This window comes from Alphaproteobacteria bacterium, from assembly GCA_002869105.1.
Taxonomy (GTDB): domain Bacteria; phylum Pseudomonadota; class Alphaproteobacteria; order UBA7879; family UBA7879; genus UBA7879.
On sequence record PKTP01000005.1, the window covers coordinates 35846 to 56777 of the forward strand.

Annotated in this window: 18 protein-coding genes and 2 tRNA genes; 10 read left to right on the top strand and 10 right to left on the bottom strand. The window is 41.1% G+C overall.

Annotated elements, in window-relative coordinates; all coding sequences use genetic code 11:
* Window positions 1–60: 60 nt before the first annotated feature.
* Genes C0582_02530 through hrcA form a run of 3 tightly spaced genes read right to left on the bottom strand, consistent with a single transcriptional unit; the run spans window position 61 to window position 3667 of the window.
* Window positions 61–1986, bottom strand: coding sequence for a molecular chaperone DnaK (locus C0582_02530; GenBank protein PLX29881.1), 1926 nt, complete (start codon window positions 1984–1986; stop codon window positions 61–63).
* 21 nt (window positions 1987–2007) lie between these two features.
* Window positions 2008–2583, bottom strand: a complete 576-nt coding sequence (grpE, locus tag C0582_02535; GenBank protein ID PLX29882.1) for a nucleotide exchange factor GrpE — start codon at window positions 2581–2583, stop codon at window positions 2008–2010.
* Window positions 2584–2614: 31 nt separating this feature from the next.
* The gene (gene hrcA / locus C0582_02540) at window positions 2615–3667 is read right to left on the bottom strand and encodes a heat-inducible transcriptional repressor HrcA (protein ID PLX29883.1); all 1053 of its coding nucleotides are present in this window, start codon (window positions 3665–3667) and stop codon (window positions 2615–2617) included.
* A gap of 114 nt (window positions 3668–3781) precedes the next feature.
* Between hrcA and C0582_02545 the strand changes: the two genes are divergently transcribed.
* Together C0582_02545 and C0582_02550 are read left to right on the top strand one after the other, a co-directional pair.
* The gene (locus tag C0582_02545) at window positions 3782–4504 is read left to right on the top strand and encodes a ribonuclease PH (GenBank protein ID PLX29943.1); all 723 of its coding nucleotides are present in this window, start codon (window positions 3782–3784) and stop codon (window positions 4502–4504) included.
* Window positions 4476–5675, top strand: coding sequence for a coproporphyrinogen III oxidase (locus C0582_02550; protein PLX29884.1), 1200 nt, complete (start codon window positions 4476–4478; stop codon window positions 5673–5675). The genes C0582_02545 and C0582_02550 overlap by 29 nt, the downstream gene beginning before the upstream one ends.
* On the opposite strand, the gene C0582_02555 is transcribed toward C0582_02550, so the two are convergent.
* Window positions 5672–6709, bottom strand: a complete 1038-nt coding sequence (locus C0582_02555; GenBank protein PLX29885.1) for a hypothetical protein — start codon at window positions 6707–6709, stop codon at window positions 5672–5674. The genes C0582_02550 and C0582_02555 overlap by 4 nt on opposite strands.
* 98 nt (window positions 6710–6807) lie before the next feature.
* Here C0582_02555 and C0582_02560 point away from each other — a divergent pair, with 98 nt between their 5' ends.
* A complete protein-coding gene (locus C0582_02560) occupies window positions 6808–8028 on the top strand; it encodes a hypothetical protein (GenBank protein PLX29886.1) in 1221 nt (406 codons plus the stop codon).
* On the opposite strand, the gene C0582_02565 is transcribed toward C0582_02560, so the two are convergent.
* Entirely contained in the window at window positions 8025–9008 is a 984-nt protein-coding gene (locus C0582_02565; protein ID PLX29887.1) for a hypothetical protein, read from the bottom strand. The two genes, C0582_02560 and C0582_02565, sit on opposite strands and share 4 nt — an antisense overlap.
* A 333-nt stretch (window positions 9009–9341) precedes the next feature.
* On the opposite strand from C0582_02565, the gene C0582_02570 reads away from it, so the two are divergent.
* The 5 genes from C0582_02570 to C0582_02590 all read left to right on the top strand — a co-directional run bounded on the left by C0582_02570 (window position 9342) and on the right by C0582_02590 (window position 15275).
* The gene (locus C0582_02570; GenBank protein ID PLX29888.1) at window positions 9342–9542 is read left to right on the top strand and encodes a 50S ribosomal protein L35; all 201 of its coding nucleotides are present in this window, start codon (window positions 9342–9344) and stop codon (window positions 9540–9542) included.
* A 12-nt stretch (window positions 9543–9554) separates the two neighbouring features.
* Window positions 9555–9911, top strand: coding sequence for a 50S ribosomal protein L20 (locus tag C0582_02575; GenBank protein ID PLX29889.1), 357 nt, complete (start codon window positions 9555–9557; stop codon window positions 9909–9911).
* A gap of 77 nt (window positions 9912–9988) precedes the next feature.
* Complete coding sequence (locus C0582_02580; GenBank protein PLX29890.1) at window positions 9989–11071, top strand: phenylalanine--tRNA ligase subunit alpha; 1083 nt, start codon at window positions 9989–9991, stop codon at window positions 11069–11071.
* Entirely contained in the window at window positions 11068–13461 is a 2394-nt protein-coding gene (locus C0582_02585; protein ID PLX29891.1) for a phenylalanine--tRNA ligase subunit beta, read from the top strand. Before C0582_02580 ends, C0582_02585 begins: the two co-directional genes overlap by 4 nt.
* On the top strand, window positions 13458–15275 hold the full coding sequence (locus C0582_02590; protein PLX29892.1) for an elongation factor 4: 1818 nt from the start codon (window positions 13458–13460) through the stop codon (window positions 15273–15275). The genes C0582_02585 and C0582_02590 overlap by 4 nt, the downstream gene beginning before the upstream one ends.
* A gap of 235 nt (window positions 15276–15510) precedes the next feature.
* Here C0582_02590 and C0582_02595 read toward each other — a convergent pair whose 3' ends face one another.
* The gene (locus C0582_02595) at window positions 15511–16110 is read right to left on the bottom strand and encodes a hypothetical protein (GenBank protein PLX29893.1); all 600 of its coding nucleotides are present in this window, start codon (window positions 16108–16110) and stop codon (window positions 15511–15513) included.
* 81 nt (window positions 16111–16191) lie between these two features.
* Window positions 16192–16277, bottom strand: a tRNA-Leu gene (locus C0582_02600).
* Between the two features lie 93 nt (window positions 16278–16370).
* Between C0582_02600 and trpS the strand changes: the two genes are divergently transcribed.
* Window positions 16371–17366 (top strand): tryptophan--tRNA ligase, encoded by a 996-nt coding sequence (trpS, locus tag C0582_02605; GenBank protein PLX29894.1) that lies wholly within the window; start codon window positions 16371–16373, stop codon window positions 17364–17366.
* A gap of 2 nt (window positions 17367–17368) precedes the next feature.
* Here trpS and C0582_02610 read toward each other — a convergent pair whose 3' ends face one another.
* A complete protein-coding gene (locus C0582_02610) occupies window positions 17369–18343 on the bottom strand; it encodes a hypothetical protein (GenBank protein ID PLX29895.1) in 975 nt (324 codons plus the stop codon).
* A 51-nt stretch (window positions 18344–18394) separates the two neighbouring features.
* On the opposite strand from C0582_02610, the gene C0582_02615 reads away from it, so the two are divergent.
* A tRNA-Leu gene (locus C0582_02615) sits at window positions 18395–18482 on the top strand.
* Between the two features lie 285 nt (window positions 18483–18767).
* Here the strand turns inward: C0582_02615 and C0582_02620 are convergent.
* A complete protein-coding gene (locus C0582_02620; GenBank protein PLX29896.1) occupies window positions 18768–20078 on the bottom strand; it encodes a hypothetical protein in 1311 nt (436 codons plus the stop codon).
* Window positions 20075–20926, bottom strand: a complete 852-nt coding sequence (locus tag C0582_02625) for a hypothetical protein (GenBank protein ID PLX29897.1) — start codon at window positions 20924–20926, stop codon at window positions 20075–20077. Before C0582_02625 ends, C0582_02620 begins: the two co-directional genes overlap by 4 nt.
* Window positions 20927–20932: the final 6 nt, after the last annotated feature.

Here is a 20932-nt window from a genome sequence, read left to right on the forward strand (position 1 = left end):
ATTTCCAAAAAAAAGCCCTCTTAATTGAGGGCCTTTCTTTAGCAAGTCTATGTATAGAACTTACTTCTTATCGTCATCAACTTCTTCAAATTCAGCGTCAACGACATCGTCATCCTTTTTAGAATCATCAGCCTGACCCGAAGAAGAATCACCCCCGTCAGCAGACTGTGATTGGCCTGCCTGCTGAACGGCTTGTGCAACTTTTCCAGCCGTTGCTTGTAATTCGGTTGATGCAGATTTCACCGCTTCAAGACCATCTCCCTCAAGCGCTTTTTTCAACTTTTCAAGCTTATCTTCAGCCTCTTTTTTAAGAGAGGCATCTATTTTATCTCCATGGTCTTTCAGTTCTTTTTCTGTTGAATGATAAAGAGTATCAGCTTGGTTACGGGCTTCAACCATTGCTCGGCGTTTTTTATCTGCCTCAGCATTAGCCTCAGCATCCTTCACCATCTTATCAATGTCATCCTCATTCAAACCACCTGAGGCTTCAATGCGGATTTGCTGTTCTTTTCCTGTTGTCTTATCTTTTGCCGATACATTAACAATACCATTGGCATCAATATCAAACGTGACTTCAATTTGAGGCATCCCTCGCGGCGCGGAGGGGATTTCTTCTAAATTAAACTGGCCTAGAACTTTGTTATCTGCAGCCATTTCACGCTCACCCTGGAACACACGAATGGTTACAGCGGTTTGATTGTCCTTAGCAGTTGAAAAGACTTGGCTCTTCTTGGTTGGAATGGTTGTGTTTCGCTCAATAAGTTTTGTGAAGACCCCACCAAGGGTTTCAATCCCCAGAGAGAGTGGCGTAACATCAAGAAGAAGAACGTCTTTCACATCCCCACGAAGCACACCCCCTTGGATCGCGGCCCCCACAGCAACAACTTCATCAGGGTTTACACCACGATGCGGTTCTTTGTTAAAGAAAGACTTCACTGTTTCAAAAATCTTCGGCATCCGCGTTTGACCACCCACAAGAATCACATCATCAATTTCACTAGCAGAGATGCCAGCATCTTCAATGGCTTTCTTACAAGGTTCCAATGTCCGTTGAACGAGATCTTCCACCAAGGCTTCGAGTTTTGCGCGCGTGATTTTAACTTGTAAATGCTTAGGTCCAGAAGCATCTGCCGTGATAAATGGCAAGTTTACTTCTGTTTGCATCGCCGTTGAGAGTTCGATCTTCGCTTTCTCAGCCGCTTCCTTCAAACGCTGCAATGCTAAACGATCGCCACGAAGATCAATCCCCTGCTCTTTTTTAAATTCATCAGCTAAGAAGTCGATGATTCGTTGGTCAAAGTCTTCACCACCAAGGAATGTATCCCCATTGGTTGCTTTAACTTCAAACACACCATCGCCAATCTCAAGAATTGATACATCAAATGTACCGCCCCCAAGATCATAGATCACAATCGTACCATTGCCTTTTTTCTCCAGCCCATAAGCAAGCGCACCAGCTGTAGGCTCGTTAATAATGCGAAGCACTTCCAAACCAGCGATTTTACCAGCATCTTTGGTTGCTTGACGCTGCGCGTCATCGAAATAAGCTGGTACAGTAATCACGGCCTGCTCAACTTTTTCTCCTAAGAAATTTTCTGCTGTTTCTTTCATCTTTTGCAAAATGAATGCACTAATTTGACTTGGGCTGTATTTCTCACCCTGGGCTTCGACCCAAGCATCACCATTCGGTGATTTGACAATCTTGTAAGGCACAAGCTTAATATCTTTTTCTGTAAGTGGGTCATCAAAACGACGCCCAATCAATCTCTTAACAGCGAAAATTGTATTTTCGGGGTTGGTGATCGCTTGTCGTTTAGCGGGTTGGCCAACCAAACGCTCGCCATCTTTTGTAAAGGCAACCATAGAAGGGGTTGTACGATGACCCTCGCTGTTTTCGATAACGCGGGGTTTATCACCATCCATAACCGCCACACATGAGTTGGTGGTCCCTAAATCAATACCAATTACTTTTCCTTTATTAGCCATACTTTTTATCTCCTGATTTTATTATTTTGCAACTTTAACCATCGCAGGCCTTAAGAGCCTGTCATGAATTTTGTAACCTGATTGAAGCACTTCAACGACACTTCCAGATTCAGCACCTTCTGCCTCAACTTCCATAATCGCTTGATGATAATTGTGATCGAAGGGTTTATCCAAAGGGTCAATTTTTTCAATGCCATGCTTCTTAAAAGCCTTAGCTAGTTCGTTTTCAGTCATCTTAATGCCTTCAGCCAAGCTTTTGATGAGCGGATTATCCTGGTTTTCTTGCGCCGGAATCGCATCCAACGCGCGATTGAAATTATCTGAAACTATCAGCATATCCTTGGCAAAATTCGTTACAGAATATTTAGCCATGTCACTGATCTCACGCTCCGAGCGCTTTTTATAATTTTCAAACTCAGCCATCGTGCGTAGGAGCTGATCTTTCATCTCCTCAAGCTTTTTTTGGGAATCATCACCGTTTGGAGATTCCTCTTGCTGTTGCTTGGAATCATTTTGATTCACTTGCTCCTCACTGTTCTCTGAGGTTTTAGCCTGGTCAGTATCCATCATATTATCTGTTTCGCTGTGATCTGTCATAGTCTCTCATATTATTGTGAATTACTCTTTCCTATCTAGTATTATAACGCTTAGAAATCAAGCGCCCAATGATTTTTGCTGTATAATCCACCATTGGAATTACCCGTGCATAATTCAGCCGTGTTGGTCCCACAACCCCCAACGATCCAAAAACGCGCCCGGATGCATCTAAGTAAGGCGAAACAATCATCGAGCAGCCGGTGTCCTCGAAAAGCTGGTTTTCTGACCCAATAAAAATTTGAACTCCTTCTCCACTCATAGAGGCATCCAATAAACTTGAAATATCAGTCCTGCGCTCAAATATTTCAAAAAGGCGCTTGATATTATCAAGCTGAGTCTGATCTGCAACATTGTTGAGCAAGTGGCTATGGCCAGAAAGTATCAGTGTTGGCTTATCATACGTCTCTACCCACTTAGCCAATCCTTTCTCAACTAAATCATGCAGAACGGTATCAAGTTCCTTGCGAATATGCACCACATCTGTTGAAAGGACTTTTTGAATTTCCGACAAAGTGCGGCCAACATAATGAGCATTTAAGAAATTAGAGGCTTCAACAAGCTTTGCTGGAGGAAAACCAGCAGGCAAGTTTAGCAGTCTATTTTCGATATCACCCTGATCAGACACCAAAACTGCCAACACTCGATTGACGTCCAAATAGACAAATTCAACATGCTTTAATATCGCGTCTTGTTTTGGCGCCATCACTAATCCAGCACATCCAGAGAGACCCGAAAGCGTTCGACATGCCTGATCGAGCATAGCCTCAACATCTAAGTTGCTCGAGCCACACATCTCCTCGATAGAGCGCTTTTCTTTTGCCGCTAAATCCCCTACCTCCAGCATGCCATGCACAAAAAAACGAAGCCCTTTTTCAGTTGGCAACCGCCCCGCAGATACATGAGGCGCATACAGCAAGCCAACCTCTTCAAGGTTGGCCATAATGTTACGAATGGTAGCTGAAGAAAGATTCATGCCGAGACGCTCTGAGAGAACCTTTGATCCTATCGGCTCACCGGTATCTAGATATGCATCGACAACGCTTTTGAATATTTCTAGCGAACGATTATTAAGAATCAGTTCCATTGCCAGATTAAAGTGCCTATTAAATGTTTGTTTTTATGAAATACATCCATGCTTGATATTACTCTATAAGTAATGATATATCAAGCTATCACAACAATGAAGCATCTCTCAATCATGCGCTCTAATCGTTCTCCTAATCAACTCCGATCCATTTCCCTCATTCCAAATTACTCTCTTCATGCCGAAGGATCCTGCCTTATAAAATTTGGCAACACCCACGTACTATGCACAGCTAGTATTGAAGAAAAAGTCCCCCCCTTTTTAAGGGGCCAAGGCATAGGATGGGTAACCGCTGAGTATGGCATGCTTCCCCGCGCCACCCATAGCCGTGTCGATCGTGAAGCCGTCAAGGGCAAACAAGTCGGTCGAACGCAAGAGATTCAACGCCTCATTGGCCGCTCTTTGCGCGCCATCGTTGATCAAAAAGCACTGGGAGAACGCACCCTAAAAATTGATTGTGATGTTCTTCAAGCCGATGGCGGAACGAGAACAGCAGCCATTACAGGTGCTTACATTGCATTGAATCTAGCGTGTCAAAAGCTTGTTGCTGAAAAGAAAATCCCAGCCCTACCCTTAAAGGATAGCATTTCTGCTATATCTTGTGGGATCGTTCAGGGAACCCCCCTTCTTGATCTTGATTATGAAGAAGATTCAAACGCTGAAACAGATGCTAATTTCATCATTACGGGTCAGGGTAAACTTGTTGAGATTCAAGCCACTGCTGAGAAAGATGCCTTTACACCAGAGGAATTCAATCAACTGCTTAAGCTTGCTCAAGATGGCACAAAAAAACTAGCACTTAAGCAAACTGATCTTTTGCTCAAGACTAGCATGTAACGCCTCCGTGCCAACCACTCAAAAGCCTCTTGCCATTTACATTCATTGGCCATTTTGTGTCTCTAAATGTCCTTATTGTGATTTTAACAGCCATGTCCGTGAGCAAATAGATCCTCAGTCCTGGTCACAGGCTTATTACACCGATCTCAGAAACCAAAGTCAATTTGCAACCAATCATCAGGTTCAAAGCATCTTTTTTGGCGGGGGGACACCGTCTCTCATGCCGCCTTCAATCATCGAAGAGGTTGTTACCCATATTCATAAAATTTGGCCTGTCGCCTCCACCGTTGAAATCACGATGGAAGCTAATCCACACTCTTCTGAAATCAATAAATTCCAAAGCTTTCAAGCGGCTGGTATTAATCGCATTTCGTTGGGCATTCAATCCCTTATACCTGAAACACTTAAATTTCTTGGCCGAGCTCATTCCAAACAAGAAGCTCTTAAAGCCATTGAAATGGCACAAAAAATATTTGAAACACATTCCTTAGATTTTATCTACGCCCATCCAAAACATACGCCCGAGGAGTGGCAAAAAGAATTAAAGGAGTTGCTATCTTTTCAACCGCCTCACTTATCGCTGTATCAGCTGACCATTGAACCTCAAACACCTTTTCAATCGTATGAACGGCTTGGAAAGTTCAAAATGCCAGGCTCGCTAGCCTCTGAGAAATTTTTTGATGAAACCATTGATACACTTAAATCAACTGGATACGAACAGTATGAAGTGTCAAATTTTTCTAAACCCAACAAGGCTTGTCAGCATAACATGGCTTATTGGCGTTCAGAAGACTACCTCGGCATCGGGCCAGGCGCTCATGGCCGATACACAAAAAATAATTTCAAAGTAGCTACCAGAGCACATCGCTCACCAGAAAAATGGTTAGAACTTATAAAATCCAAGGGATGCGCCCTCACCCACCAAGATCAACTAACCCGAGAAGAACTACTCGAAGAAATGTTGCTAATGGGATTGCGCTTAACTTCTGGCATTTCAACCGCAAAACTCAATCAGGTAATAGCATGCGACTTTTGGGAATACGTTGGCCCCCCAAAAAAGACGCATCTCTATAGCGAAGGTCTCCTAGAAAAAACGGATGGCTTTTTAAAAACAACAGCACTTGGACTAAAAAAACTGAATACTGTTTTAAGCTACCTTCTTATCCGTTAATCTTCAGAACAAACATGAAGATATACCCGCGCAAGACAGGAGGTTAAGAGATAATAGCCAATACATATGAATAAATTCATAATCATACCAATAATGCCACCTTCAAAATTAAAGCGCTGATCTTCTGGTATTTCTTTTGGCGTTATTTTCGCCATTAAGATTTGATTTGCCGTTAAATGGCTATATGTCTTTAACGGGTCCTCTAAAGGGTTAATAGAAGCTTCTTTGTGATAAAAAGCTGGAGTTCTCGCGTCATACTTAAATTGCTCAGGCGCGTGATATCCAAGCGCAGGGGTAGTAATCAAATGTGCAATAAAAGCAATCAGACTCATAATGAAAGCAACCGAAAGGAAGACCTTGGCCAAATACCAAACCCTTCCCTGGCTCAGGCTCCATGACCGTTCAATAGTTGACCGGTCTCCAAAACAACCAGCGATGACTGAAAGCACAAGCCGGAGATAATAATAATAAAAAATCAATGCGAACAATAACGCCACCACTAAGAATGGCCATTGCTGTTGATCAAAAAGTAACTCAACGACATCTAAAATTGGCTTAAACCCATAAAAAAAGATCTTCGCGGCCAAGGAATTAAAATCTAAAAAAGAAAACAACAGAAAGTCGATGGCCTTGCTCACATTATGGCATAGCAAAGTTCCATAAAAAGGGCTTTCATACTGAGATACACACGAAACAATCAAAAAAATGAGCGGTATTAAAAACAATGCAAACAGCACTAGAGTCAACGCAGAAAATTTTAACGTTGGCATCAGCCCTTTTCTAAACATTTCTGATATTCCTATGTCCTTATTGGGCCTACCTTCCATAGACTTGCACACAAAAACCGTAAATATTAAACTCCAAGTAATTACAAACAAAAATTCAAAACCCAATCCATATGGGACGAGTTGACTGACGTTCAAAGATCGGAATGCACTGAAAAGAAACGCTAGCAGAAAAAACCACAAAAAGTTTTTTCTAAGGCTTAAAAAAGAATCGGCGATTAAATTTTTTATTTTAGGAAGAGTTTTCATAATATTCCAGCCCTACAATTATTGCAAATTTCAATTTATCAAAGAAACTCATACAAAACAAGTTGCACTAAGATTTACAGAACTCTATAACTAACGTCATGGCAAAAATAAAAAGAGTGCTCTCAAAAGAATCACCGTTGCGCCAATACTGGATGCTTGTAAGCCTTGCCTTAATTGTTCTGGGCACGTTCTTTTTTTGGCATCATCTCTCAATAGAAGTTAAAAGCGTTTTGTATACGGTAAGTACCGTTTTGAAAAACATCCTTATCTTTCTTCTTCCCTTTCTGGTTCTGCCTTATATATTTAACAGTTTATCTGATTTAAAAGATCAAGGAGCCTTGCTAATCATCTTGATCCTCTTTGGTGTTGCTATTTCAACATTTGCAGCGATTATTTATGGCTATGGCGTTGTGCAGCTCATTACGTCTTATATCACGATCAAGCCCTATACCATCGCTCTTGATCAGGAGCAGATATTTTCATACATCAATTTATCACTTCCTTCGATTCCCGTTGAATTATCCCTGGTCCTTGGAGCCATTGCAGGGATCATCCAAAGCCATCGCCCCAGCCAAAAAGTTGCCAAATTTTTCGCAAAGTATCAGTACGCCAGCGACTTCTTTTTTGCCAAACTTTTTACCCCGATTCTGCCTCTCTATATCCTTGGGTTCCTGATGAAAATTGCCCATGATGGTGATTTTGGCGCGCTCTTCCATTCGTTTAAAGGTCTCTTCCTTTGTATGATTGCCGCCCAAATTATTTATATTTTTGGCTATTTCCTGATCGGAAGCGCTGGGTTTATCAATCGTGCTCTACGAGCGTTTAAAAATGCCATGCCGGCTTTTATCACCGGGTTTTCATCGATCTCAAGCATGGTTACTCTGCCTGTCACACTCCAGGTTGCTTACGAAAATACTAAAAATTTTAAGATTGCTGATTTAACCATTCCAACAACTGTTAATTGCCATGCTGTTGGGGATGCCATTGGTCTGACAATTCTCTCTTTATGCATCTACTATTTTACAAATGGCTCCCTCCCTGACTTTAGCACTTTTGTTGTTTTTGCTGGCATCCTCACCCTCGCTCAATTTGGTGCTGTTTCTGTTGCTGGCGGCAGTGTTATTATTATTGTGCCTTACCTGCAAAAAACTTTTGGCTTCACGCCTGAAATGATCGGACTTATCACAGCGATTTCAGTATTTATCGAACCCTGGGGCACTGGCTGTAATATTTTGGGAAACAGTGGTTACGTCATCATTGTGGAACGCCTGAATCGACTTGTGAAAAAAGTTTTAAAAAAGAAAGCTAAAAAAACCTAACTTTCTTTGAATCTCTCTAAAACCGTCCTCTTGAATGCCTTTGGCTCGCGTTTTTCCGATTTGTTAATCAATTTAAAATCATCATGAAATCCGCGCTCAGATACTAAACTATCAACTTTTTTCATCATTGACCAAAAATATACTTTCTTAGTTTCAAGCGTAATTTCCTCATTTTTACCTAATATTTTTTTCAAATATATCGTTGGCTCTGGTAAAGCTTTATATTCATTATATGTAATACCAAATCGATCTTTTTCATCTAAAGTAGATAAGTCTTTAACCGCTTGCATGAACAAGTAAATGATGGATCCAACCCTAAATTTAGCATGGTCTATCTTTGTAGGAACTCTGTTGTAAAACTTTTGCATAAGGGACTCTTTTAACGACTCATCTGCCACGACCCGATAAATTGTTGCGGCCAATTCAAAAGGAGCATTAGAAATATAGAACTCTTCCCAAGAGATAATATAAGCTCTCTCTTTACCAACGAGAATATTGCCAAAATGCAAATCATTATGGGCGAGCATTGGTGAAAAATCTTGAAACAGTTCATAACTGTCTAAAACTTTAGATAATATTTTTTCAAGGGCTTTTTTTATTTTTTTAGGACATTTATCTAAGTTCCAGGATTGAAAAATTTTAATAACATTCCTAAACGACTGATCGTTTGAGTTAATATTTATTTGATTAAGTTTGGAAAGATATTGGGACATATCATTAACGACTCTCCCTGGGTAATCAGGAGTCTGACCTTTAAGGGGAGTTAGGTAATCTGTCAGCAAAAATCTATGAGCCAAGTCATAAAAATATATTTTAGGACCTATATTAAGTGTAGAAGAGATTTCTGTCGCAACAAACTCTGACTGAACTTGAATCTTCGTCCTTTTGGTGCTGATCGTTCTAAGTACATAGTTTTTTCCATTGACTGCAATAATTTTCAAACTTGCGCCAGACCCGCCTGCAGAGAGATCACCGATCAATTTATACTCAGGGGTTCCAAAGGCTTTATTTAAATGCTGTTTAAGGACTTTCTCGACTTACGGACTTAAACTTAAATCTTTGCCAATGGCGAACGAAAAGCTAGCGACTAAAAAAAATAAACTCAAAAATTTCATATGATATCTCCCTGATGTTTTCTATTTTAAACAAAAAACATCTTTGCAAGCCAGAAAATATTAAACAATGTCGGAATCCCATAGTTTCCTCTTGCCATTTTTAAGGCGAGGCTTTATACAAGTGACAAAGTAGCTGGCTCTCATGGACTGCCTCGTTGCTTGAAATATGATTATAAACTTTAAATTTAAGAGGAAAAAATGTCCAAACTCAAAACTAAAGGCGGCGTTAAAAAACGCTTCCGTTTCACTGCATCTGGCAGAATCAAGTGTGGCCAAGCCGGAAAGCGCCACAACATGCGCAAACGATCAAACAGTATGCTTCGTAAAGCGCGTGGAACAACCATCATGAAAAAGTGCGACGCAAATATCGTCAAAAAATACGCACCATACAATCGATAAAAGGAGAGTATCATGGCCAGAGTTAAACGCGGTGTCACAACACACGCTCGTCATAAAAAAATTATCAAACAAGCCAAAGGGTCAAGAGGCCGTGCTAAAAATTGTTTTAGAATCGCCATTCAGCGCGTTGAAAAAAACTTGCAGTATGCCTACAGAGACCGTCGTAATCGTAAAAGACAATTCCGGGCGTTATGGATTCAAAGAATCAACGCAGCAGCCCGTCTACATGGTTTGAGCTATTCAAGGCTGATCAATGGCATGCTGAAGGCAAACATTGAAATGGATCGCAAGGTTTTAGCAGATATGGCTGTTGAGGCTCCCCAATCTTTTGCCGCTGTTGTAAAAAAAGCCCAAGAAGCCTTAAAATAAACATCAACACTTTTATATAAATTTGATAAGGTTTCAGGACGTAACTTGAAACCTTATTTTTTTAAAGAAACCATGCTATGACCTCGTTTGATCTTAACGCTCAATTACAGTCCATCGACCTTATTGCTGACCTCAACGATCTTGAAGCAAAACGTATTGAACTGTTAGGGAAAAATGGGATCCTCACTCAGGAATTAAAAGCTTTATACAAGCTTTCTATTGAAGAAAAAAAAGATCAAGGGCAACGCCTTAACATCATCAAAAAACAAGTTTCCGATCAACTTCAGACACAAAAAGACAAGCTTGAAAAGCAAGATCTCGAACACAGACTTGTTTCAGAGAAAATAGATCTGACCAGGCCAGTTCAACCTTCAACAAATGGAAAAATTCATCCCCTCACACAAACCATTCAAGAGGTGATTGCTATTTTTGGCCAAATGGGATTTAAGCTTGAAACAGGCCCCGAGATAGAGCGTGACGATTACAACTTTGATTATTTGAATATCCCTCCCGAACATCCCGCACGGCAAGATCAAGACACATTCTATATGCCGGACACGGACCAAAGTGAAAAAATGGTTCTCCGCACGCAAACCTCTCCTGTGCAAATTAGAACCATGCTCCACCAAGAGCCTCCCATACAAATCATCGTACCTGGACGCACGTTCCGTGCAGACTCCGACCAAACACACACGCCTATGTTTCACCAAGTTGAAGGGCTCTATATCGATAAAGAAATTCATATGGGTCATTTAAAAGGCTGTTTAGAGGCATTTTTGACCAGCTTTTTTGGCGTTAAAAACTTACCCATTCGCTTTCGGCCAAGCTATTTCCCTTTCACCGAGCCTTCAGCTGAAGTAGATATTGGGTGCCATCGTGAAGGAGAAACTTTTACCATCGGCGAAGGTCAAGGGTGGCTTGAGATTCTTGGTTGCGGTATGGTGCATCCACAAGTTCTTAAAAATTGTGGCATTGATCCGAAACAATATCAGGGCTTTGCCTTTGGCATGGGTCTCGAGCGGATCACGATGTTGAAGTATGGCATTTCAGATCTCAGAACCTTTTTTGAAGGTGATCAAGAATGGATTAATCATTATGGTTTCAAATCCTATGAAACCCCCGGAATACTTAACCGATTGCAAGGAGGAATTGGCCGATGAAATTCACCCTGACCTGGTTAAAAAAACACCTTGAAACCAATCATACACTTGAAGAAATTTTAGAGGCCCTCACGTCCATTGGACTTGAAGTTGAATCCTGCATAAATCCTTCAGAAGCATTGGATAAATTTGTTGTTGCTGAAATTATTGAAGCATACCCACACCCTGATGCTGATCGGCTGCAAGTATGCACAGTGAATGATGGAAGTAAAACGCAGCAAATTGTCTGTGGTGCCCGCAACGCCTGTAGTGGGCTCAAGGTCGCCCTTGCCTTACCAAATGCCATTGTACCAGCCAACCAAATGAAAATTCAAGCAGGTAAAATCAGAGGCGTTGAAAGTCATGGGATGCTTTGCTCAGCTGATGAACTGGGGTTAAGTCGGGATCGCGCCGAGGGAATTTTAGAATTAGAAAATACCTCAATTCCTGGCACACCATTAGCCCAGCATCTGAATCTAGACGATCCCATTATTGATGTTGCCATCACCCCCAACAGAGCCGATTGTTTTAGCGTGCGGGGGATTGCAAGAGACCTCGCTGTCAAAGGGCTTGGAACTCTTAAGCCTTTGGAGATGCCGGAAGTCAAAGGCTCTTTTCAAAGTCAAATCAAAGTCAGTATTCATCATTCTATTTGCCCACACTATCTTGGTCGTGAAATTTCTGGCATTAAAAACAAGGAATCTCCCCCAGAGATTCAACGCCTTTTGCGGGCCATTGATATTGAGCCCATCTCAGCTGTCGTTGATTTCACAAACTTTATAACCCATGATATTGGCCGCCCTGCTCATGCTTATGATGCTGAAACGATATCAGGTCCCATATCTATCCGGCATGCAGAAAAATCAGAGCGATTTACAGCCTTAAATCACACACAATATACGCTTTCAGAAGAAGATTTTGTGCTTGCTGACGATCAAAAAAGCATAGCTCTTCCAGGTATTATTGGCGGTGAGAATACGGGATGTAGCAACACCACTCAACGCATTTTCTTGGAAGTGGCCTACTTTGATCCGACTGAGGTTGCAAAGATGGGGCAGCGCCATCATATTCATACTGACTGTCGCACACGCATGGAGCGAGGGCTAGACACCCACGGGTGTGCTTTCGGAATGACCTACTTAACACACCTCATTCGACAGCATTGTGGTGGGGAAGTCAGTGAAATAATCGCTGTTGGCACGCCCCCAAAAGACGCGGATCAAATATCATTAGCCCCCTCCAGTATTTCAAAGCGGCTTGGAATTTCTATTGATCTCAAAACCAGCACCGCCATTCTTAAAAAGTTAGGAATGGAAGTTAAGACTGATGGCAAGGGTGAAAAATTAATAGTTCAACCTCCCTCTTGGCGTCCAGATATACGCATTGAAGAAGATTTAATAGAAGAGATCGCTCGCATTTATGGTTATGAGAAAATCGAAAAAGCTCCCCTTCCTTCTGTGAGCCAAGCTCCAAGCTTGAACATTCAACAACAAAAATACTTTCAGCTCACCCATTTTCTACCAACCCGCGGCTTTGATGAAACAGTTTCATGGTCCATGATCCCAGGACCTGTTGCGAAGCTATTTGACCAAAACAACCCGCAGTTAAAGATTAAAAACCCCATCAGCGCAGATTTGGAATGGATGCGACCCTCTCTTCTCTGTCAAATGCTTAATGCTCTGGAAAAAAATCTCAATAAAGGTCATCAACGTATGAACGTTTTTGAGTCTGGTCATGTTTATCATGGTCTCAAGCCTGAAGATCAACCTCTTCATATCGCAGGCATACGCTTTGGTTCAGCCTCTCCTATGGATTGGCGTCAAGCCTCAGTAAAAGCTGATGTTTACAGCGTGAAAGAAGATGCATTTTCATGTCTTAATGTTCTCGGCCTCACTACGACTAAAATTCAACTTTCTACCAATGACCTTCCCTGTTGGTATCATCCAGGTCGCTCAGCCCTCCTCATGCTTGGCCCCAAAATATGCCTTGGACATTTTGGTGAAATCCATCCACAAACACTCAAACACTTCAACCTCTCACAGCCTGCATATGCATTTGAACTAAATCTAGACGCCCTGCCAACGTTTAAAGAAAAGACAGTCAATAAAGGACCAGCAAACATCTCTAAATTTCAATCTTTCAGCCGTGACTTTTCATTTTTGGTTGATAAAACCGTTGAGTTGGGCCCGCTTGCATTGGCTATGGCGAAAGCAGATCCAAAACTCATCAAAGACGTATCTTTGTTTGATATATATGAGGGGAAGAGCGTTCCAGAAGGTAAAATGTCCATAACCTTTCGGCTAACCGTTCAACCCATTACTCACACACTGAACGAAAAAGAAATCCTCCATCTATATGACAAAGCCATTGCTTTAACAACAGCCATTCAAGGAGTTGAATTTAGACTATGACAACACCTTATTCACCAGATTACATTCGTAACTTTGCCATCATTGCCCATATTGATCATGGTAAATCAACCTTAGCTGATCGTCTTATTCAAGCCTGTGAGGGGCTCACAATCAGGGAACTGAAGGACCAAGTCCTTGATTCCATGGATATTGAACGGGAACGGGGCATCACTATTAAAGCACAAACGGTGTGCCTAAAGTACAAAGCTAAAGATGGTCACACCTATACCCTGAACCTTATGGATACGCCTGGACATGTTGATTTTTCTTACGAAGTCAGTCGCTGCCTCTCTTCGTGTGAGGGGTCTCTCCTAGTGGTGGATGCTAGTCAAGGTGTTGAAGCGCAGACTCTTGCCAACGTCTATCAAGCCATTGAGCATAACCATGAAATCATTCCTGTTTTAAATAAGATTGATTTGCCCGCCGCGGAACCAGATCGGGTTAAACAGCAAATTGAGGATGTCATTGGGATTGATACCAGTGATAGTATTGAAATTTCAGCAAAAACGGGTCTGGGTATCACAGATGTTTTAGAAGCAATTGTCACACGCCTACCGGCGCCCAAAGCAGCTGATCCAAAAGCCCCTCTTCAGGCCCTTTTAATAGATAGCTGGTATGATACATATCTTGGCGTTATTACTCTTGTACGTATTTTTGCTGGCACGCTTGCCAAAGGGCAACGTATTAAAATGATGGCAACACGCGGCGAATATCAAGTAGAGGGTGTTGGCGTTTTTACGCCCAAAAAAGTTGAGATGTCAGAACTCAAACCTGGTGAAATTGGCTTTTTAAATGCTAGCATTAAACAAGTCGCTGATTGCCAAATTGGGGATACAATTTTTGACATTCAGCATCCGATTGATAAAGCGTTGCCTGGTTTCAAGCCAAGCATTCCTGTTGTCTTCTGCGGGCTCTTTCCATCCGACGCTGCCCAATTCGATGATTTAAAGAACGCTCTAGCAAAACTACGCCTGAATGATGCCAGCTTTTATTTTGAGCCTGAATCTTCCGCAGCTCTTGGTTTTGGGTTTCGTTGTGGATTTCTAGGACTGTTACACCTGGAAATTGTTCAAGAACGTCTCGAGCGTGAATTTGATTTAGACCTCGTCACCACAGCTCCTAGCGTGGTCTATAGGATTTATTTACGGAATGGCCAAAACATTGAGCTGCACAATCCTGCTGATTTTCCAGATATCATGAAAATTGATTATCTTGAAGAGCCTTGGATTGAAGCAACCATTATGGTTCCAGATGAGTTTTTAGGGCCTGTTTTAGCCCTGTGCACAGAACGGCGCGGTGAACAAACGCAACTTACCTACGTCGGCAATCGTGCCATGGTTGTTTATAAACTCCCTCTCAATGAGATTGTTTTTGATTTCTATGACCGCCTCAAATCAATTACTCGCGGATATGCCAGTTTTGACTATCAAATCGAAAATTATCGGCGCAGTGATTTAGTTAAAGTTTCTATTATGATCAACAGCGAACCTGTTGATTCCCTCTCACTAATTGTGCATCGAAGCCAAGCTGAGTATCGTGGACGCCTTCTTTGCACACGCTTAAGAGCACTCATTCCCAGGCAACTTTTCAAAATTGCTATTCAAGCAGCCATTGGGGGTAAAATCATCGCAAGAGAAACCGTTTCAGCCATGCGCAAGGATGTAACAGCTAAATGTTATGGCGGCGATGTATCCCGTAAACGAAAGCTGCTCGATAAGCAGAAAAAAGGGAAAAAGCGGATGCGCAACATTGGCAATGTTGAAGTGCCACAGAGCGCTTTTATTGCTGCCCTTAAAATGGGGGATGACGATTAAAAAAAACTGCTCAGTAGTTTAGCTTCTAACAGCAGTCACATCCACAATTTGATCCTTGGCACTGACAAGAATTTTTAGTGCATCCACAAGTTGTGCACGAACAGTTTTTGCAAGAGCATTGATTATTCATCTTTATTACCTCCGTTTTAGTTATTAATCCCTAGATGATTGATAAAGGGGATTCGCCTGTAACTTTCCTATGGACACCGGCTCTTTCAAATCTTTGGAAAGCATTTCACTTAATTTTCTCAATAATAATGTCTGAACGGCAACTGCCCTGTGACATATTAAAAGCCGCAAGGGCAATTTTATCTGCTTTTTTGGCTGGTAGGCGAACAAGGTGCATCATGATTTCCATACGATAGGTACTTGGAACAAAGATAGCGAGTCTAATAAAATGATGTCTCAAATTATAGAGGGCATCACCATTTTTTTTCTTTGATAATCCCTTTAGAAATTTTTTTTGATGGATATCAACAAGTGCAGCTATTTTGTTACAATCTTTTTTGATCAAATCGTAGCAGTATTGAAATATTTCCATTTTTGTTTTGCCTGAAAAAAAATGATTTTCTAGATCTTTCATAGATTGAAACTTTTTTCCTCGACTTAAACAGTCATCATTTTTAATTAAATTAGGTGAAGATATTGAGCTGAAACTTGAAGATGTCTTTCTGTCATAGTCGTCAGCAGGTTTTTCTAAACTTTTAAAATCAGACTTCTTAGAAGAGGCGCTTGAGGGGCCTACTTTTGACCGGAATCGGTGTGTTTTTTCAGCTTGAGCCGCCCCAGACTGAGTAATAATAACAAAAAATAAAACAAATGAACGCAGCATCATTAACTCCCTGTCTATACACAGTGTATATTGAGCGAATAATTAATACAAGTATCTGAGAAATAGCTGGGATAAATAATTTTTTGGTGCCCCCAGGGAGACTCGAACTCCCACGCCCGAAGGACAGCAGATTTTGAGTCTGCCACGTCTACCAATTCCGCCACAGGGGCGCACCATTAGTTGCACTATACTCAATCTTGCATAAAGATCAATACAGATTTATAGTCCTGGATAACCTTATAAAAATTTGTTACATAAAATTCATGAAAAAAATTATCTCTGGCATACAACCCACTGGCAACATGCACCTTGGAAATTATTTAGGTGCTATTAAAAACTGGGTCCCTCTTCAGGATGGAAATGAATGTTTATTTTGTCTAGTAAGCCTACACGCCCTTACAACGCAACCTGACCCAAAAAGCTTGAATGATAGCATCTTCTCAGGAGCGGCTTTATACCTTGCGGCGGGGATTGACCCTAAAACATCCTCTATTTTTATCCAAAGCCAGGTTCCTGCTCATAGTGAACTGATGTGGCTTCTCAGCTGCTATACCCCCATGGGCTGGCTTAATCGCATGACACAATTTAAAGAAAAATCTGGTAAAAACAAAGATAAAGCGGTTTTGGGTCTTTACTCTTATCCTGTTTTGATGGCAGCTGATATTTTACTTTATCAAACAACGCATGTTCCTGTTGGTGATGATCAAAAGCAACACATAGAAGTAACACGTGATCTAGCGATCGCCCTGAATCAACGATTCAACCAAGATCTTTTTACCATCCCTAAACCTCTCATTCAAAATACTGGCTGTCGTATCATGAGTTTACGAGATGGAACTAAAAAGATGAGCAAGTCAGATCCATCAGACATGAGCCGCATTGGCATCTTTGATACACCGGAGATGATTGTAGAAAAGTTTAAAAAGTCCAAAACAGACAGCGGTGATTTTCCGGCGCGTGATGAAGATTTATCTGAACGCCCGGATATCAAAAACCTGATTCAAATATACAGCGTTTTGTCTGGCGACTCCTCGGAAAATATTTGTGACAATTATCAAAATAAAGGTTTTGCCCTTTTCAAAAAAGATCTTGCTGAAATATGCATTGATCACCTCGATCCCATTCGGAAGCGCTATCTGCAACTGACCAATCAATCCGATTACGTGTTAGATGTTTTGAGGCAAGGGCAGGAAAAAGCCAATTCCATTGCAGAAAAAACCCTAAAAAATGTTAAAAAAACCCTTGGGCTTCCCTTGTAATTTTAACCCATCTTCGCTTTTTTTCTCGGTCTATCAAAACGGATGAGTAAAAGATTAGAGACAAGGATCAAAAGTGCCCCAAACAGTGTTTCAAAAATAGGTATTTCCATAAAAAATACCATCCCAGCAAAAATATTTAAAGGAAACCGAGCAAATTTGAAGGGGGCAATGAAAGACGTCTCGGCCTTAGTGTAGGCTTCAATGAGAGCCATCTGCGTTAAGATATAAAACAACCCCACCAATACAATCCGTAGAGTATCCGAAAGCTCTGGCCACTGCCAATACCACAAGGCCAATGGCGCCGAGAATAGACACATAAAAAGCATAAGGTAAAATAAAGTTGTCAGAGAAGAGTCTGATTTTGAAATGGTTTTAATAATAAGTGAGGATCCCGAAAATAACATCGCAGAAATAAGTGGGAAAACAATATAAATAAGGTGATCAATTTGAGTGTTTAGCGGGTTTAAGATAATCAAAACTCCCACAAAACCAATAACCAAGCTTAGAAAAACAGGCCATCTAAAGCGCTCTTTATATAAAAGCCACCCCCCTAGTGACGTAAAAAGAGCACTGGTGAGCGATAAGGATGCTGATTGCGCCAAAGGCAAGTAAAGTAAAGCCCCTATCCAAAAAAAATTTCCCAAAACACCAAAGATAGATTTTATAAGATGAAATTTTAATATCCTTGTTTTTGTAATGATTGTTATTGAGCGCATATAAACGATGGATAAGACCATAAGTCCAACAGCTGTTTTCAGAAAAACCAATTCAAACACAGAGAGTTTAACTGACATACCATGGATAAAACTGTTAGAAAGCGCCGCTAACAAACCCGATGCAATGATTAAAAGAGATCCATAGATATTAGGAGATATCAACTTCTGAATTTTGCCAATCACAGTTTCACCTTGGGTTAAGCATATATAAATTGAACGCAAAGAGAACTTTATGATACCGCATTTCAAACGAACTTCCAGCTCATATTTTTATTGCAAGTGTGGGCTTGTTGGGCTAGTTTGACGTTGGTCGCCCGCTTGGTGGAATTGGTAGACACAAGGGACTTAAAATCCCTCGGCCACTGCGGCCGTGCCGGTTCGAGTCCGGCAGCGGGCACCATCATTGTCCTTACATTTGAAATGCTGGTTCTGTACTGCCTCCCAGTATACCCTCATATTTAAAAACATCTACGCATGAATGGCTTTTTGCCCATTTCAAACCAACGAGATAAGTGAATGCTCCACGAGAGCAGTTCCTGAGGCCCCAGGGGGTGCGACTAAAATTTGAGGGGGACAACAAGTCATACTCTCTTCTGCAATCCAAAAAGAACGCGAACATCCACAAGGAAAGCTCTCTGGCTTTACAGCGCGTCAAAGAGAAAGAGTTTTTAAGTAGTCTCGAATCCTAAGGAATGAAAGGCAATAAAAGTGGGTTCTGTGAAACCTCAGCATATTCCAGGTGATCAAATTTATTACATGATTCACAGAAAGGCTGCCAAGATTCTGCTTGATGTCCACAAAATTTACAAGACCACTTACGCCGCAGTCTCTGTTGTAAAAGTTTATTTAAAATTTCATAAGCTTTCTCATTTTCACCCTGCTCATCATGAACCAAAAGAGCAGTCAAATAGTCGATCTCTGGCTGATGAGACTCATGATATTTTTGAGAAAAGTCATCAAGCTCGCGCTGCGCTTCACCCCACAACTTAGCTTGGATATATTTTAGAACCAAAACCAGTTGTGCAATCGGTGCCTCAGGGGTTACTTTAACCAATTCTCGCGCTTGCTGGGCTTGTTCAACCTGTGTTGCGCCAAGCTCAGCATACATATTGGCAATAGAAAAAGAGTGGGCGTTGTTTTTCCATGTCTCGATCAATACTTTCTTAGCACGATCAGACTGATTTTTATCAACGTAAAAAGAAGCAAGACTGAGAGAAGGTTGTGGATTAGATAGATTATGCTCGTGCGCCTTTTGAAGATAGGCCATATAATTTTCATTCTCAGGACCAAGATGTTTTGCATATTGATACCAAATCATCGAAAAGAGATAATTTTCATAAGCTGTGTCCAAGCTATATAAGCTACCACCCTCACGAAGATACTCAAGCCCTTCTTGGTACTTTTTGGTGCTGATACATAAAAAAACAGCTGACTTATAGAACCATGCTGAAGGAGATGTTTTTAAAGCTTCCTCGGTTAACTTAAACGCCAATGTATCGTTGCCCATTGCAACAGCAGCTCGAATTTGGATCTTTAAGGCCAAGGGTTTTAGTATTGGATTCAGTTGAAGTTTTGCAATTAAATCTTCAAGCTTATCTTTTTCATCCCGCGTCACAGCAACACGATATTGGTAATATAGCGCAAGCAGATTATCCGGATATTTTGAGCTTAAAAATTTTCTCTCTTGATCAACGAGTTTAACATTATGAAGTTCAAGATCGATAAATCCTTGTATGAGTTTTTCATGAAACTTAACAAGCTTTAAATAGGTCTTGCGTTCAAGCTTGGTACGAATGCGATTATACAAATCTTTATATGCATCATACAGGGTGAGCAAAAGAATAAGCAGTGTAACTGTAAAGCCAACATAGGTTCTCAATGAAAATTTAATAATATAATCTTGCCAATCGAGGGTAATTTCTCCGGGGACATAAGAAGCCCAAGCAATTGCCGCAAAAATTATAAGAAGTTTAATAACCCAAACAAAGTAGATCATTTGCCTCCCTCAGGATCACTGTGCGCGTTCAAAGACTGTGAATATAAAGAACTCGATTGATAAGTTAAGAAGAAAGAATTTAATAAAACATGACCTTGCACATAGTTTTTTAATCGCCTTCTCCACCGTCTAAGCTTAAACCCTTGATCAATCAATTCATCCGTCAAACGGTAGGCTTCGGGCCAATCATGTTGGGCGATTGCTTCTTTCAGCAAAGGTGTTAGCTCAGATTTTTTACGAACATGAACAAAGCTTTTAATGAATTTAATAATCCAAGGATCTGATTGTCGCGCGCGACTATGAACGCCTTTATCAACAATTTTATCTAAATCAGTTAATATAACAGACCACACGCCAATACCTTGCTCTGCATAAGGGGACAGTCTTTTGAGTTGGTCTTTCAATCTCTCATCTCTCAAGGCCTCGTGTAAATGAAACAGGGCTGATTCATAAGAAAGCCCAGTTCTTGCTCTGACAATAAAGTCAGAGAATAAAATGCATAGCTTTAAATCGTGCTCTTTTTCACGCATTGCACTTTTATCAGGGTGTGCCTGCGGCAATTGTTCACTCTCTTTGTAAACAGTCGCTTTTTCAGTGTTATAAATAGGCTGGTTTTCTTGTTTCGGCAACAATTGAGGGTGGGAAGGCTCCTCCCCACTTTGAGCTAAGGATGCATCGTTCAACAATTCAGTTGCTTCAGAGTTCATCGTCTGTTGGTCTTCATGTCTATTTTGATAAAAAGCAAAGTAATAAACAGCGATAACCGCCGCTAAAAACAGCACCAAAGGCACAACTATGCGGATAGTTATAAAATGAAAAAGAGTTTTACTTTTTGGTTGGTTAGACATTTACGA

Coding starts and splice junctions, on each gene's coding strand:
- C0582_02530 (PLX29881.1), bottom strand. CDS start 1,986: ATGGCTAATAAAGGAAAAGTAATTGGTATTGATTTAGGGACCACCAAC.
- grpE (PLX29882.1), bottom strand. CDS start 2,583: ATGACAGATCACAGCGAAACAGATAATATGATGGATACTGACCAGGCT.
- hrcA (PLX29883.1), bottom strand. CDS start 3,667: ATGGAACTGATTCTTAATAATCGTTCGCTAGAAATATTCAAAAGCGTT.
- C0582_02545 (PLX29943.1), top strand. CDS start 3,782: ATGCGCTCTAATCGTTCTCCTAATCAACTCCGATCCATTTCCCTCATT.
- C0582_02555 (PLX29885.1), bottom strand. CDS start 6,709: ATGAAAACTCTTCCTAAAATAAAAAATTTAATCGCCGATTCTTTTTTA.
- C0582_02560 (PLX29886.1), top strand. CDS start 6,808: ATGGCAAAAATAAAAAGAGTGCTCTCAAAAGAATCACCGTTGCGCCAA.
- C0582_02570 (PLX29888.1), top strand. CDS start 9,342: ATGTCCAAACTCAAAACTAAAGGCGGCGTTAAAAAACGCTTCCGTTTC.
- C0582_02575 (PLX29889.1), top strand. CDS start 9,555: ATGGCCAGAGTTAAACGCGGTGTCACAACACACGCTCGTCATAAAAAA.
- C0582_02580 (PLX29890.1), top strand. CDS start 9,989: ATGACCTCGTTTGATCTTAACGCTCAATTACAGTCCATCGACCTTATT.
- C0582_02585 (PLX29891.1), top strand. CDS start 11,068: ATGAAATTCACCCTGACCTGGTTAAAAAAACACCTTGAAACCAATCAT.
- C0582_02590 (PLX29892.1), top strand. CDS start 13,458: ATGACAACACCTTATTCACCAGATTACATTCGTAACTTTGCCATCATT.
- C0582_02595 (PLX29893.1), bottom strand. CDS start 16,110: ATGATGCTGCGTTCATTTGTTTTATTTTTTGTTATTATTACTCAGTCT.
- trpS (PLX29894.1), top strand. CDS start 16,371: ATGAAAAAAATTATCTCTGGCATACAACCCACTGGCAACATGCACCTT.
- C0582_02620 (PLX29896.1), bottom strand. CDS start 20,078: ATGATCTACTTTGTTTGGGTTATTAAACTTCTTATAATTTTTGCGGCA.
- C0582_02625 (PLX29897.1), bottom strand. CDS start 20,926: ATGTCTAACCAACCAAAAAGTAAAACTCTTTTTCATTTTATAACTATC.